Origin of the sequence: Micromonospora sp. LH3U1 (assembly GCF_028475105.1) — a bacterium.
Taxonomy (GTDB): domain Bacteria; phylum Actinomycetota; class Actinomycetes; order Mycobacteriales; family Micromonosporaceae; genus Micromonospora.
In genome coordinates, this window is record NZ_CP116936.1 from 6584836 (window position 1) to 6598498 (window position 13663).

Consider the following 13663-nt stretch of genomic DNA (forward strand, 5'->3'; position numbering starts at 1 on the left):
CGCCGGTGCGGCGGCTCAGCCGATGATCTCGGCCGGGGTCGCCTGGGTGAGCAGCAGCAGGATCTCCCCGGCGACCGGCGTGCGTTCCTCACCTGGGCAGTCCTGCGAGGTGATCAGCCCGGTCGAGGTGAGCAGGCTGGACGTCAGGGCGTCGATGCAGGTGGTCCGGTATCTCCGGGCCTGATCGGTCTCGGTGGCGAGCGTCGGGTCCGCGAGCAGCACCTGGAGCCGTTCGGTGAGCTCCGGCGCGAGGGTGCCCCGGGAGGTCACCCCGTCACCGGCGCAGTCGAGGCACTGCCACGCGCCGTTCCGATCGACGCTCAGGGTGCGCAGCGGGCCGTCGGCGCCGAGCCGCTGAAGCAGGCTGACCTGGCCTGCGGCAACCGTGGTGGGGATCTCCAGCTGCGTTCCGCCACCCGCCGCGCCAGCGGTCGGTTGCGCCACCGGCGTGCCCCCCGCGTCCCGGTCGAACAGCGAACACCCGGTCAGGGCACCGACGAGCGCGGCGGCAAGGAGGGGGGCGAGTAGACGAGGGCGCGCGCGGGGGAGCACGCGCGGAAACCTACCCCACCGTAGGTAGGACCGAAACCACCATCCGGGCCGGTAACGATGGTTACCACTCGGTAACGTTCCAATTCGTCACCGAGCGGACGGACGCAGCTCAGCCTGATCGTCGTCGCCACCCCGGTCGGCCGCGTAACCCCGGACGTCCGGCGCGCCGAGCCGTGCCGCGTCCGCCGCGGCGTCGTCCGGCATCAACTGGGACTGCCGCTCCGCCTCCACGCGGGCGCGGTAGTGCTCGACCTCGCGTGCCCGGGTGGCCGCGTCCCAACCGAGCACCGCGCCCATCAGTTCGGCGGTGTGCTCCGCCGACTCCAGCCCTCGGTGGCTGGTCTCGAAGGAGATCCGGGTCCGCCGGGTCAGCACGTCCTCCAGGTGCAGCGCACCCTCGGCCCGCGCCGCGTAGGCGACCTCCGCCGCCAGATACTCCGGAGCACCGGCCAGCGGAGAAGCGAGCAGCGGATCGGCGTCGATCAGCGCCAGCAGGTCCAGAGTGAGGGTGCCGTACCGCTCCAGCAGGTGCTCCACCACGCCCACCGGCACGCCGTGCCGGCGGGCCAGGTCGGCCCGGTCCCGCCACATCGCCGGGTACCCGTCGGCGCCGAGCAGCGGCAGGTCGGCGGTCCGCGACGACCGGGCGCCGCCCAACCGACGCACCGCCCGGTCGACCACGTCGGCGGCCATCACCCGGTACGTCGTGTACTTGCCGCCGGCGACCAGCAGCAGCCCGAGCATCGGCTCGAAGACCGCGTGCTCCCGCGAGAGCTTCGAGGTCGAGTCGGCCTCTCCGGCCAGCAGCGGCCGCAGCCCGGCGTACACCCCCTCGATGTCGGCGGTGGTCAACGGTCGGTCCAGCACGGTGTTGACCTGCTGCAACAGATAGTCGATGTCGCGGGCGGACGCGGCCGGGTGGGACCGGTCCAGCCGCCAGTCGGTGTCCGTCGTGCCGATGATCCAGTGCCCGCCCCAGGGGATGACGAAGAGCACCGACTTCGCCGTACGCAGGATGAGCCCCGTCTCGCCGGTGATCGCCGAGCGGGGCACCACCAGGTGCACACCCTTGGAGGCGCGCACCCGGATGCCGGGCCGCAGGCCCACGTCGTTGAGCATCCGGGACATGTCGTCGCTCCACACACCGGTGGCGGCGATGACGGTACGGGCCTGCACCTCGAACTCCGCGTCCGGTGAGCCCTCCGGCGCCTCCAGGTCGCGGACGCGGACGCCGGTCACCTCGCGCGCCTGCCGGATCAGCCCGACGGCGCGGGCACTGCTCACCACCGTGGCGCCGAGGCTGGCCGCGGTACGCGCCAGGGTGACCACCAGACGGGCGTCGTCGACCTGCCCGTCGTAGTAGCGGATCGCCCCGGCCAGCGCGTCGGCCCGCAGGCTCGGGAAGATCCGGCGGGCCCCCTCCCGGGTCAGGTGCCGGTGCAGTGGCATGCCCCGGCCACCGCCGAAGACCCCGGCGAAGGCGTCGTAGGTGGCCACACCGGCGCCGTAGTACGAGCGGCGGAAGATCCGGGCCGGCAGGTCCCGCAGGCCCCGCCCGGCCGGCAGCGGCACCAGGAACGGCACCGGGCGCACCAGGTGCGGCGCGAGTCGGGTGGCCAGCAGGCCGCGCTCGGTGAGCGCCTCGTGGACCAGGTGGAACTCCAACTGCTCCAGGTAGCGCAGGCCACCGTGGATGAGTTTGCTGGACCGGCTGGAGGTGCCCGCAGCGAGGTCGCGCGCCTCCACCAGGGCCACCTTCAAGCCCCGGGAGGCCGCGTCCAGGGCGGCACCGGCACCGGTCACCCCACCACCGATGACCAGCACGTCGAAGCGCTCGTGGCGCAGTCGACGCAGGTCGGACGCACGGCGGACCGGCGAGAGCTGACCGGCGACGGATCGGGAGATATTGGGGTCGCGCACCCGTCCACCGTAACCGCCGCGCCAGCGTGCCGACATTCGCCGCCCGCCCCGTACTGTGCGAGGCATGCAGGTCGGGCCGCCGTCACCCGTTGGTCAACCACCGCCTTACCCGCTGCCGCCGGGGCGGGCCAGCCCATGGCCGGTGGTCGCGGCCGTGCTGGTCGGCTGCTGGACGGTTGCGGTCACCGTGGCCACCCAGACGGGTGGCTGGGTCACCGATCAGGTGCTGCTGGGCTTCGGGCAGGACCGGGTGGGCTGGCTCTGGCCGGTGCTCGGCCTGGCCACCGTCGTGCTGGTTGGCGCACCTGCCCTGCTGCTGGCCGTGCTGCCCCGGTCGGCCGCGGTCCGGGCCACCGGGAGGGTCTGGCTGATCGGGGCACTCGCACTCGGGGTGCTCACACTGCTGCGGGTCGTGCCGCCGGTGCACCACGAGGCGTACCTGGCCGGGCTGGCCGGCGCGGCGCTGCTCAGCGCGCTCGCCGTGCGCTGGTCGGCGCGCCGGTGGGCGTACCCCGGACCAGCCGGCTCTGTCGTCGGCGCGGCACCCACCGGGGACGGCGACGCCGCGCGGCCCGAGGCCGTTGGAAGCCCGGAGCCGGTCGAGCGCCAGCGGGGCTCGCGCCGGCCCGGCCCGGTGCCGCTGCTCGCGGTCGCCGCCGGGTTGGCGCTGCTGCTGCCCTGGGCCTGGCTGGGCGCGCTCGGTGGGCTCCTGGAGACCGCACTCGCGCTGCTCGCGGCCGCCGCGCTCGGGGTGCTGGCCGCGACGCTGCTCGACGCCACATTCTGGTCCCGGTTCGCGGTCGGTCGGCCGCCCCGGCCGGCTCGGCTGGTGCTGGTCGGAGGCCTGGTCGCCGGGGTGGCGCTGCTGCTGCTCGCGGCCGGCACCGGCCAGTCCGGCGCGCAGTTGCCCGCGCTGCTGATCCTGCCGCCGTCGGGCTTCGCGCTGGCCGCGCTGTGGTCCGCCACCTGGCGGCCCGCCGCCGACCCGGCCGACGCCACCCGCGCTGGTCGAACGGCGACCGGCTGGCTCGTGGGCCTGGCCGCACTCGGCCCGCTGGCCTTCACCGACCCGGAAGAGATCACCCTGCTGCTGGTCGGCACCCGGGACGTCCCGTTCTGGGTCGCGGTCGCCGCCGGTGCCGGGCTCGCCGTCGCCGTCCTGGTCGCCATCGGGTACGCGGTGCTGCTCGCCCGGCCGTCGGCACGCACCCCGAGCCGTCGGGTGGCAGCGGTGGCAGCGGTGGTGCTGCTGGTGACGTTCGGCGTGGTCGACCTCGGCCCCGGCCAGCCGGGTCTGTACGGCGAGCGGCTGCTCGTGGTGCTGCGCGCGCAGGCCGACCTGACCGGTCTACCGGCCGGCGCGCCGGGTCGGGCCGGGCGGGACGCCCGCGCGGCGGAGGTCTACCGGCGACTGGTGACCACGGCCGAGCAGAGCCAGGCCGACCTGCTCCGAGGGCTGACCCGGCTACGACTCGACCCGGTGTCGTACTACCTGGTGAACGCGGTCGAGGTGGACGGCGGCCCGGCGGTGCGGGCCTGGCTCGCCCGCCGACCGGAGGTGGCGCGGGTGCTGGTCAGCCAGCGCCTGCGGCCGCTGCCGGCTCCGGCCGGGCAGAGCCGGGGCACCGCGCCCAGGCCCACCGGCCCGGAGTGGAACATCCGGCAGATCGGCGCCGACCGGGTGTGGTCCCAGCTCGGGGTGACCGGCACGGGCATCGTGGTCGGCAGCTCGGATTCGGGGGTCGACGGCACCCATCCGGCACTGCGAGCAGGGTTCCGGGGTGGGAACGACTCCTGGTACGACCCGTGGGACGGCACCCGGAACCCGACCGACCAGGGCGGGCACGGCACGCACACGGTGGGCAGCGCGGTCGGGCGGGACGGCATCGGGGTGGCGCCGGACGCGCAGTGGGTGGGCTGCGTCAACCTGGACCGCAACCTCGGCAGCCCGGGGCACTACCTGGACTGTCTCCAGTTCATGCTGGCGCCCTTCCCGGCCGGCGGCGACCCGTTCACCGACGGCCGTCCGGAGCGCGCCCCGCAGGTGCTGACCAACTCGTGGGGCTGCCCGCCCATCGAGGGGTGCGACCGGGGCGTACTGCGACCGGCCACCGCCGCGCTGGACGCCGCCGGGATCTTCGTGGTCGCCGCGGCCGGCAACACCGGCCCGTGGTGCGCGTCGATCGACGACCCGCCAGCCCCGTACGCGGACGTGCTGACCGTGGGTGCGGTGGACGCGAAGCGCCGGGTCGCCGAGTTCTCCTCGCGCGGGCCGGTGCCGGGCGGCACGGGTAAGCCGGACGTGCTGGCGCCGGGTGTGGGCGTGGTGTCGGCCATGCCGGGCGGCACGTACGCCGCGCTGGACGGCACCTCGATGGCGACGCCACAGGTGGCCGGGGTGGTCGCGCTGATGTGGTCGGCGAACCCGGCGTTGGTCGGCGATGTGAGCCGGACCCGGCAGATTCTGCGGGACACCGCCACGGCGGCGACACCGACCTACCGCTCCGACAGCCCGACCGACACCTGCGGTGCTCCGTCGAACGTCACCGGTGCCGGCCAGGTCGATGCCTACGCCGCCGTTCGTGCCGCCCAGAAATAGGAAGGTTCCCTTCCTGAAACGAGAGGCGGGGGCGCGGACCGGCACCCGGTGATTTAGGGTCGGCGACCATGGACGCCGAGATCACCGTCACCGAGTTGACCCCCGACCTGGCCCCCACCGTGATACGGCTCTGCGAGCAGGCTCTCGACCTACCCGAGGACGCCGCCGAGGCGGCCCCCATCGTGGACGTGCTCTGGCCCCGGGCCGCCGCCGACCGGGCGGTGGTCGGGCTGGGCGCGTACCGGGGTGCGGATCTGGTCGGGGTGCTGATCTGCTCGGTGTCGTCGACCGATCCGGGTGTCGGGCATGTGGACCTGGTCGCGGTCCTCCCGGATCAGCGCCGCCGGGGCGTCGGCCGGGCGCTGATCCAGAGGGCCGAGCGGGTGCTCGCCGAGCGCGGGGTGACCGAGGTGCTGCTGGTCGGGAACCCGCCGTACTACGCGTGGCCGGGCATCGACGTCCGCTACACGCCGGCGGTCTGCGCCGCCGCCGCGCTGGGCTACGAGCAGGACCGGACCGCCTGGAACATGACCGCGGACCTGTCGTACGACGGGTCGCCGGCACTGCGGTCCACCGAGGCGGCCGAGCGGCGGTTGGCTGATCAGGGCGTGACCGTACGCCGGGCGGAGCCGGCGGACCTGCCGGCGCTGGTCGAGTTCGCCCGGTCCACCTTCGGCGGCACGTGGGACGGCGAGTTGGCCGGGTCGGTGGGTCGGGACGGCGCCGGTTGCCACCTGGCGGAGCGGGGTGGCGAGGTGCTCGGCTTCGCCGCGTACGGGTCGTCCCGGCCGAGCTGGTTCGGGCCGATGGGCACCGCGCCGGCCGCCGAGGGGTCGGGCATTGGCGGGGTGCTGCTGCGGCGCTGCCTCCGGGACCAGCAGGCGGCAGGGCTGGACCGGGCGCAGATTGGCTGGGTGGGGCCGGTGCCGTTCTATTCCGGCAGCGCGGGCGCCCGGATCGAGCGGGTCTTCTTCCTGTACCGGCGGGCAGTCGGCGCAGAATAAAGGGCGAATGGGATATAGACCCAGATAGCGCCATTCGGCCGCATCGGCCATCGACGCCCCCTACCGTTTCGGTAGAGGAGGCAGCCATGACCACGGATGAAGACCAGACCGAGGACGGCCCGCCGATCACCTGGAAACCGGTCGGCGAACTCCCCGGCCAACTGCCGTTCGACCGGCTCGACTACGGCGACGCCGAACAACTGGCCGAGATGGCCACCGACGGCGAGTCGCCGGTGGCCGAGGAGCCGCAGGAAATGGTGGACGCGCCGATCCAACTGCTTCCGCCGTACGACCGGGCGCAGAAACGGCGCAACCAACGCCCACTGCCGACCTGACGACGAACGGGGCGGACCGCGTCAGCGGCCCGCCCCGTTCTGTGTCGGAACTGGACTCAGAAGTCCATGTCCCCGCCACCCGGGCCAGCCGGGGCAGCCGGGTTCTTCTCCGGCTTGTCCGCGACGACGGCTTCGGTGGTGAGGAACAGCGCCGCGATGGAAGCGGCGTTCTGCAGCGCCGAGCGCGTCACCTTGGCCGGGTCGATGATGCCCGCGGCCAGCAGGTCCACGTACTCGCCGTTGGCGGCGTTGAGGCCGTGACCCGCTTCGAGGTTACGGACCTTCTCCACCACAACGCCGCCCTCGAGGCCGGCGTTGACGGCGATCTGCCGCAGCGGGGCGTCCAGCGCGACCTTGACGATGTTCGCACCGGTCGCCTCGTCGCCGACCAGGTCGAGCTTGTCGAAGGCGGTCTTGCCGGCCTGAACCAGCGCGACGCCACCACCCGGGACGATGCCCTCCTCGACGGCGGCCTTCGCGTTGCGAACGGCGTCCTCGATGCGGTGCTTGCGCTCCTTGAGCTCGACCTCGGTGGCCGCGCCGACCTTGATGACCGCAACGCCGCCGGCCAGCTTGGCCAGCCGCTCCTGCAGCTTCTCCCGGTCGTAGTCGGAGTCGCTCTTGTCGATCTCGGCCCGGATCTGGTTGACCCGGCCCTGGATCTGCTCGGCGTCACCGGCACCGTCGACGATGGTGGTCTCGTCCTTGGTCACCACGACCTTGCGGGCGCGGCCCAGCATGTCGAGGCTGGCGGCGTCGAGCTTGAGGCCGACCTCCTCGCTGATGACCTGGCCACCGGCGAGGATGGCGATGTCGGTCAGCATGGCCTTGCGGCGGTCACCGAAGCCCGGCGCCTTGACGGCGACCGACTTGAAGGTGCCACGGACCTTGTTGACCACCAGGGTGGCGAGAGCCTCGCCCTCCAGGTCCTCGGCGATGATCAGCAGCGGCTTGCCCGACTGCATGACCTTCTCCAGGATCGGGAGCAGGTCCTTCACCGACGAGATCTTGCTGTTGGCGATCAGGATGTACGGGTCGTCGAAGACGGCCTCCATACGCTCCGGGTCGGTCATGAAGTAGGCCGAGATGTAGCCCTTGTCGAAGCGCATGCCCTCGGTGAGCTCCAGCTCCAGCCCGAAGGTGTTGCTCTCCTCGACGGTGATGACGCCTTCCTTGCCGACCTTGTCCATCGCCTCGGCGATGATCTCGCCGACGGTGCTGTCGCCAGCGGAGATGGAGGCGGTGGAGGCGATCTGCTCCTTGGTCTCGACGTCCTTGGCGAGCTTGGACAGCTCCTCCGAGACGCTCGCGACCGCAGCCTCGATGCCCCGCTTCAGGGCCATCGGGTTGGCGCCAGCGGCCACGTTGCGCAGGCCCTCGCGAACCAGGGCCTGGGCCAGGACGGTCGCCGTCGTCGTGCCGTCACCGGCAACGTCGTCGGTCTTCTTGGCGACCTCCTTGACCAGCTCAGCGCCGATCTTCTCGTACGGGTCCTCGAGCTCGATCTCCTTGGCGATGCTCACACCATCGTTGGTGATGGTGGGGGCACCCCACTTCTTCTCGAGCACGACGTTGCGGCCCTTGGGGCCGAGGGTCACCTTTACGGCGTCGGCGAGCTGGTTCATGCCCCGCTCGAGGCCGCGGCGAGCCTCTTCGTCGAAAGCGATCATCTTGGCCATACGGCGTTGTCCTCCTGGACACTCACGGGCCACCCGAGTTGTGTGTCCCGGATGGGCCGCCTGGTGTGCGCACCTTGGGACGTCGCCACCTGGCGACGACGACGTCCTTCGGCCGGGCCGGATAGCCCGCGACGACCGGCCATGTGCTGCCCCGGTGTCTCCACACCGGCACAACCTGGCCCCACCGTCCCGACCGTTGGCACTCACGGTATGCGAGTGCCAATGACTTGTTTAGCACTCTCCCCTGCCGAGTGCAAGCACGATGGGGCCGCTCAGCCGAGTTCCGCCGCCAGTCCGGCGCTGTTCACCGGCGCCTCATGAGCCCGCTGCTCGGCGTACGTGACCAGCAGACCGACCATCTGGGCGAGATGCGCCGGCAGGGCCAGAACCGCGGTGACCCCGATCACCGCCACCGCCCCGACCGCGGTACCCGGCGACGCGAATGGATCCGTACCGAAGGCCGAGGTGCCCGCCCCTTCCAGGGCGCCAGCGATCACACTGACGATGATCACCGCCAGGGCCACCAGGGCCACCCGACCGAGCAGCAGGCCGAGCCGGTCGTGGAACATTCCGAACGATCGACCGATCGGGTTGCGACGTTCGAAGAGATAGACCGGGCCGGCCATGCTCAGCGCGAACGCCAGGTAGATGCCCGGCAGCACGCAGAAACAGACGCCGACGCCGATGAGCACACTGATCAGCAGGGTCCAGCCCCACAGCCCGAGTGCCCGGCGGAGGCCGTAGCGCAGCGCCGACTCCAGGCTGGCCGGCTGGCCGGCCGCCTGCTGAGCGATCACCCAACTGCCGGCGGCCCACCCGACGGCCTGCACCAGGCCGATCAACAGGCTGCCGCCGACCAGCACCACGAGAAGGCTCACCAGTTCGACGGCGAAGTTGTCCGGCAACACGGCGGTCGGGTTCGCCTCGATCTGGGCGTCCCAGTTCGCCGACGGATCAACCCCGAGGGAGATCACCGAGAGCACCGCCGCCGGCAACACCTGGGTGAGCAGCATGATGGGCACCAACTGCCGCCAACCCCGGCGCAGCGCTCCCCCGCACCGGTTGAACCAGCCGGCGAGACCGGCACCGGGCGGGGTCACCAGGGCGTCGTTCGGGTCGAACCCATAACCCGGCGGATACCAGGCAGCCTGCGGCCCCGGATACCACGGCTGCCCACCGTAGGGACCCACCCCGGGCGGGTAGCCCCCGGTCGGCGGGAACACCCAGTGCGGGGGCGGCGGACCCCAGGCGCCCTGCGCGGGATCCCAGCCGGGCGGCGGGCCAACCGGGCCGCCCGGCGGTACGCCCGGCCCCCACTCGGGTGGCGTACCCGGTGCCGCGCCGGAACTGCCGGCGGGCGAGGTCGGGTCGGACGGGCCCGGCTCCCCCGACCCGGAGGGAGGGGTGGGCGGGGGTGGCTGGTCGGTCATGAACGCTCCTCAGCATCGGCTGGAACGGTTCACGATCTTCCCGGCTGCGCGCCCGTGCCGCTGCCCCGACTCGCGGGCCGATCGGGTAGGGAAACTCAGGCGATGACGCGTACGTGTTCGGCCTGCGGACCCTTCTGGCCCTGGGCGATCTCGAACTCCACCCGCTGACCGTCGTCCAGCGCCTTGTAGCCGTCCATCTCGATCGCGGAGAAGTGGACGAACACGTCCTGACCGCCGTCGACGGCGATGAAGCCGTAGCCCTTTTCGGCGTTGAACCACTTCACGGTGCCCTGTGCCACGGTGCACTTCCCTCACTCGGCGCGGCGTTGGCTGACCCGGCGCACGGCGCGGCCGGGCGCCCTCGGATCACCGCCTCAGCAATCGATGACGGCCATTGAAGCAGGTGACCGAAATCGCACGTTACACGAGCAGCGACAGCCGCGCACGGCCACAAATCAGGCATATTTCGGGGAGTGATAGAGCCGGCGGCGCGAGGCGACGGAGATCGGGCGCAGCTCGGAAAAAGGCGTTAACCCCCTGTGGTAGGCATGCAGACATGACCACCGAAACCGGCTCAACCGCCGTTCGCCAGGCGGAGATCCGTCGAGTCCGGCCGGAGGACGCCGCCCGGATGCGGGCGCTGCGCCTGGAGATGCTCGCCGACGCGCCGCTGGCTTTCCTGGAGACCCTGGCGGACGCGGCGGCCCGACCGCACACCGAGTTCGCCGCCCGGGTCGCGTACACCTCAGCCGGTCCGAGCAACGCGCAGTTCATCGCCGACCCGGGCGGCCGACTGGTCGGGCACGCCGGTGGCACGGTCGCCCCGAACGAGCCCGGGCTGACAGTGATCTACGCCGTGTACGTCACGCCGACCTGTCGGGGCAACGGGCTGCTCGGCGAGCTGATCGACGGCGTGGCCGCCTGGTCGCGAGCCTGCGGCCGGCCGGAACTGCTGCTGGAGGTCGTGGTCGGCAACGACCGCGCCTACCGGGCCTACCAGCGCCTGGGCTTCATCGACACCGGCGTACGCGTCCCGCACCCCACGATCCCAGCCCTCAACGAGCTACAAATGCGCAGAAGAGCCTAAGGGTGATCAAGAGGTTTGCGTCAAAGCGAGCACCGTTTCTGACGCAAACCTCTTGATCACCGCGGGAGGCGCAGCGACTGCGATCAGACGTGACGCCGGGACTGCACTATGCGGAAGCGGTTGGAGACATAGGCCCCGTCGGTCAACGCCGAGTTGGCCGCCGCGTTGGCCCCACTGCCGTGGAAGTCGGAGAACGCCGCCGACTGGTTCACGAAGACCCCGCCGGTGAGGTTGCAGGACAGGTGCACCCCGACCTCGATCGCCACCGCCTCGGTGGCGTCCAGCACCGCCTCGTCCGTGGAGTAGACCCCGGCGGTGAGCGCGCCCTTCTCGCCGACCGTCCGGCGCAGCAGCTCCAGGCTGTGCGCGGTGGAGTCGGTCGCGATGGCGAACGAGATCGGCCCGAACCACTCCCGGCCGTACGTCTCCGCGTCGTCCGCGGTCAGCTTCACGATCGTCGGGGTACGCACCACCGCGTCGGCGTACGCCGGGTGGGTCACGGCCCGTGACTCCAGCACCGGCTCGCCGACCTTGGTCACCTCGGCCAGCCGTTCCAGCACCCCGTCGTTGACGATGGCGCCGGTCAGCTCCACGCCTCGGGCCGGGTCGGCGGTGAGCTTGCCGACCACCGCGGCGATCCCACCGGCCACCTCGTCGAAGCTCTTGTGCCCCTGGTCGGTCTCGATGCCACCGGCGGGGATGAGGATGTTCTGCGAGGTGGTGCACATCTGACCGCTGTAGAGGGTCAGCGTGAACCCGAGGTTGCGGCACATGCCGGCGAAGTCGTCGGTGGAGTCGATGACGACCGTGTTCAGACCGGCCTTCTCGGTGTAGACCGACGCCTGCCGGGCGTGCGTCTCCAGCCAGTCGCCGTACTCGGTGGAACCGGTGAAGTCGACGATCCGGATGGAGCGGTGCAGGGCCAGGTCACTGGCGAGCTTCTCACCGGGCGCCTCGGCCGCCAGCATGATCAGGTTCGGGTCGAAGCCGGCCTCGGCGAGCACCTCCCGGGCGTACTTCACGGTGATGGCCAGCGGCAGCACCGCGCGCGGGTGCGGCTTGACGATCACCGGGTTGCCGGTGACCAGCGAGGCGAACAGCCCGGGGTACGAGTTCCAGGTCGGGAAGGTGTTGCAGCCGATCACCAGCGCCACCCCACGCGGCACCACGTGGAACGTCTTGGTCATCCGCAGCGGGTCACCCTTGCCGGCGGCCTTCTCCCAGCCTGCCGTCCCCGGGTGCCGGGTCATCTCGGCGTACGCGTACGCCAGCGCTTCCAACGCCCGGTCCAGCGCGTGCGCGCCGCCGGCCTGGAAGGCCATCACGAACGCCTGCCCGCTGGTGAACTGCACCGCGTTGGCCAGCTCGAAGATGTGCTTGTGCAGCCGGTCGAGGATTTCCAGGCAGACCCCCACCCGCGCCTGCGGGCCGGCGTCGCGCCACGCGGGCAGCGCGGCGGAGGCGGCCTCGACCAGCTCCCCGGTTCCGGGATGCGGGTACCGCACCGCCAGCTCCACCCCGAACGGGCTCGTCTCAGTGGCGACCCGAACGCCTGCGCCCGGCTGGTCGAGGGGGAAGTCACCACCGAGGTACGCCTCGAAGGCGGCCTTACCGTCGGCGGCGGCGGTCTCGCCGTACACCCGGGGGCTGGGGGATTCGGGATAGGCGGACCAGTAGCCCCGCTCCGTGATCGCGGTCAGCGCACGGTTGAGGGTGTCGGCGTGCCTGTCGTACAGGGGCTGCGGGGTCTCCGTCATGCCCGCAATCATGCCTGAGGACCCACCGTGAGCAGTAGCGCCGATACCCGTCAGAGGGTGAGCTGCCAGTTGTTCCAGGAGTCCACAGGGCGGAAGCCGAGCTGTTCGTTGATCGCCACCATGTAACTGTTGCTGGCGGCGTTGAAGGTGTCGATGACGCGTACTGCTGGCTCGTGGGTGAGCAGGTGGTGCAGGTTCTCGGCCTTGGCGATGAGGCCGAGCCGGTGCCCACGGTGGGCCGGGTCGACGATGGTGATCTGCTGGAAGGCGTGCCAGTCGGTGGACGCGCTCACGTCCAGCAGGGTCCAGGCGACCAGCCGGCCGGACGCCTCGTGTCGCATCCCGAGGTGGTAGCGCCGCCGACCCCGGGCGTCCAGGGCGCGCTCGTTGCCGCGGATGCGCTCGGCGTCCACCTGCTCCGGTTCCCACTGCACGTCACCCATGGGGGCGTCCATGAGGAGCCGGCCGTCCAGGTAGGCGATGTCCGTGACGTACTCCTGCGGGGTCGCCCCCTGCCAGCAGACCGACTGGTAGCCCTCGGCCCGCGGGCGGGCCTCGGCGAGCGCCGCCCGCAGCGCGACCCGGTCGATCTCGCCGACGTCGAGCCGGCGACGTACCTCGGCCAGCGCGGACTGGGCGCCGGTCGAGGCGGCGAACGCGTCACCCGCCACCGAGCGGGCCGGCCCGTCGGGCAGCGCGGAGACGGTCATCGCGACCACCCGCTTGCGCCCGTGCTCGCGGAGCAGGCGCACCCCGTACTCGTGCAGTGCCCGGCCGACGCCCCGCCGCCGCAGCTCGGGATGCACCACCAGCTCGGCGGTGGCGTTGTCGGTGTTGTCGAGCTGCGGCAGGTCCAGCTCAAGGTAGCCGGCTGGCACGCCATCCAGGCGGGCCAGCGCCCAGAGTGACCTGCCGCCGGGCATCGGCGTGTGGAACAGCGCGTCGAAGCGGCGCCGGCAGAAGGGCGGGAAGTCCGGCAGATCGACGTCGTTGGCCGCCGACCCGATCCGGTACGCCTCGTCGACCGAAGTCCCGTCGGCGCCGTCGAACGACGCGATCGTGATGCTCATGGCGCTGAGCGTGACCCGGGAAAAGCGATCAGGCCAGCGAATATTCGCTGGCCTGATCGAACGTGGTCGGGAGGGACACTCGCACAACGCCTCCGGCGTTGGGTCGCAAGAACTTCAAAAGTCTTCGGCGAAATGCCCTCCCGCACGGAGCATCTTGCGCCGTCCGGTTCCTGCCGTCAAGTCCGTAGCGGCGGGTTTTCCACACTCACAGCGAAAACCCAGTTACCCGG

Annotated in this window: 11 protein-coding genes; 4 read left to right on the forward strand and 7 right to left on the reverse strand. The window is 71.8% G+C overall.

From position 1 onward, the window contains the following. Positions 1 to 15: 15 nt before the first annotated feature. Entirely contained in the window at positions 16 to 552 is a 537-nt protein-coding gene (locus PCA76_RS30265) for a hypothetical protein (protein ID WP_272613830.1), read from the reverse strand. An 87-nt stretch (positions 553 to 639) separates the two neighbouring features. Continuing rightward, a complete protein-coding gene (locus PCA76_RS30270) occupies positions 640 to 2457 on the reverse strand; it encodes a glycerol-3-phosphate dehydrogenase/oxidase (protein WP_272619737.1) in 1818 nt (605 codons plus the stop codon). A gap of 79 nt (positions 2458 to 2536) precedes the next feature. Here PCA76_RS30270 and PCA76_RS30275 point away from each other — a divergent pair, with 79 nt between their 5' ends. The 3 genes from PCA76_RS30275 to PCA76_RS30285 all read left to right on the forward strand — a co-directional run bounded on the left by PCA76_RS30275 (position 2537) and on the right by PCA76_RS30285 (position 6410). Continuing rightward, a complete protein-coding gene (locus tag PCA76_RS30275; protein ID WP_272613832.1) occupies positions 2537 to 5071 on the forward strand; it encodes a S8 family serine peptidase in 2535 nt (844 codons plus the stop codon). Positions 5072 to 5139: 68 nt separating this feature from the next. Beyond that, positions 5140 to 6075 carry a GNAT family N-acetyltransferase gene (locus PCA76_RS30280; RefSeq protein ID WP_272613833.1) on the forward strand — a complete coding sequence of 312 codons (936 nt, stop codon included), beginning with the start codon at positions 5140 to 5142 and terminating at the stop codon, positions 6073 to 6075. 86 nt (positions 6076 to 6161) lie between these two features. Continuing rightward, positions 6162 to 6410 (forward strand): hypothetical protein, encoded by a 249-nt coding sequence (locus tag PCA76_RS30285; protein ID WP_272613834.1) that lies wholly within the window; start codon positions 6162 to 6164, stop codon positions 6408 to 6410. Positions 6411 to 6466: 56 nt separating this feature from the next. Here PCA76_RS30285 and groL read toward each other — a convergent pair whose 3' ends face one another. From groL to PCA76_RS30300, 3 genes are all read right to left on the reverse strand, one after another. After that, positions 6467 to 8089, reverse strand: coding sequence for a chaperonin GroEL (groL, locus tag PCA76_RS30290; protein ID WP_088950420.1), 1623 nt, complete (start codon positions 8087 to 8089; stop codon positions 6467 to 6469). A gap of 272 nt (positions 8090 to 8361) precedes the next feature. After that, complete coding sequence (locus tag PCA76_RS30295; RefSeq protein ID WP_272613837.1) at positions 8362 to 9519, reverse strand: hypothetical protein; 1158 nt, start codon at positions 9517 to 9519, stop codon at positions 8362 to 8364. Between the two features lie 95 nt (positions 9520 to 9614). After that, entirely contained in the window at positions 9615 to 9818 is a 204-nt protein-coding gene (locus tag PCA76_RS30300) for a cold-shock protein (protein WP_039909088.1), read from the reverse strand. A 257-nt stretch (positions 9819 to 10075) separates the two neighbouring features. Between PCA76_RS30300 and PCA76_RS30305 the strand changes: the two genes are divergently transcribed. Continuing rightward, entirely contained in the window at positions 10076 to 10606 is a 531-nt protein-coding gene (locus tag PCA76_RS30305; protein WP_272613839.1) for a GNAT family N-acetyltransferase, read from the forward strand. A gap of 83 nt (positions 10607 to 10689) precedes the next feature. Here the strand turns inward: PCA76_RS30305 and paaN are convergent, their stop codons facing one another. After that, a complete protein-coding gene (paaN, locus tag PCA76_RS30310; RefSeq protein WP_272613840.1) occupies positions 10690 to 12363 on the reverse strand; it encodes a phenylacetic acid degradation protein PaaN in 1674 nt (557 codons plus the stop codon). A 50-nt stretch (positions 12364 to 12413) separates the two neighbouring features. Next, a complete protein-coding gene (locus PCA76_RS30315) occupies positions 12414 to 13433 on the reverse strand; it encodes a GNAT family N-acetyltransferase (RefSeq protein WP_272613842.1) in 1020 nt (339 codons plus the stop codon). Positions 13434 to 13663 lie beyond the last annotated feature (230 nt).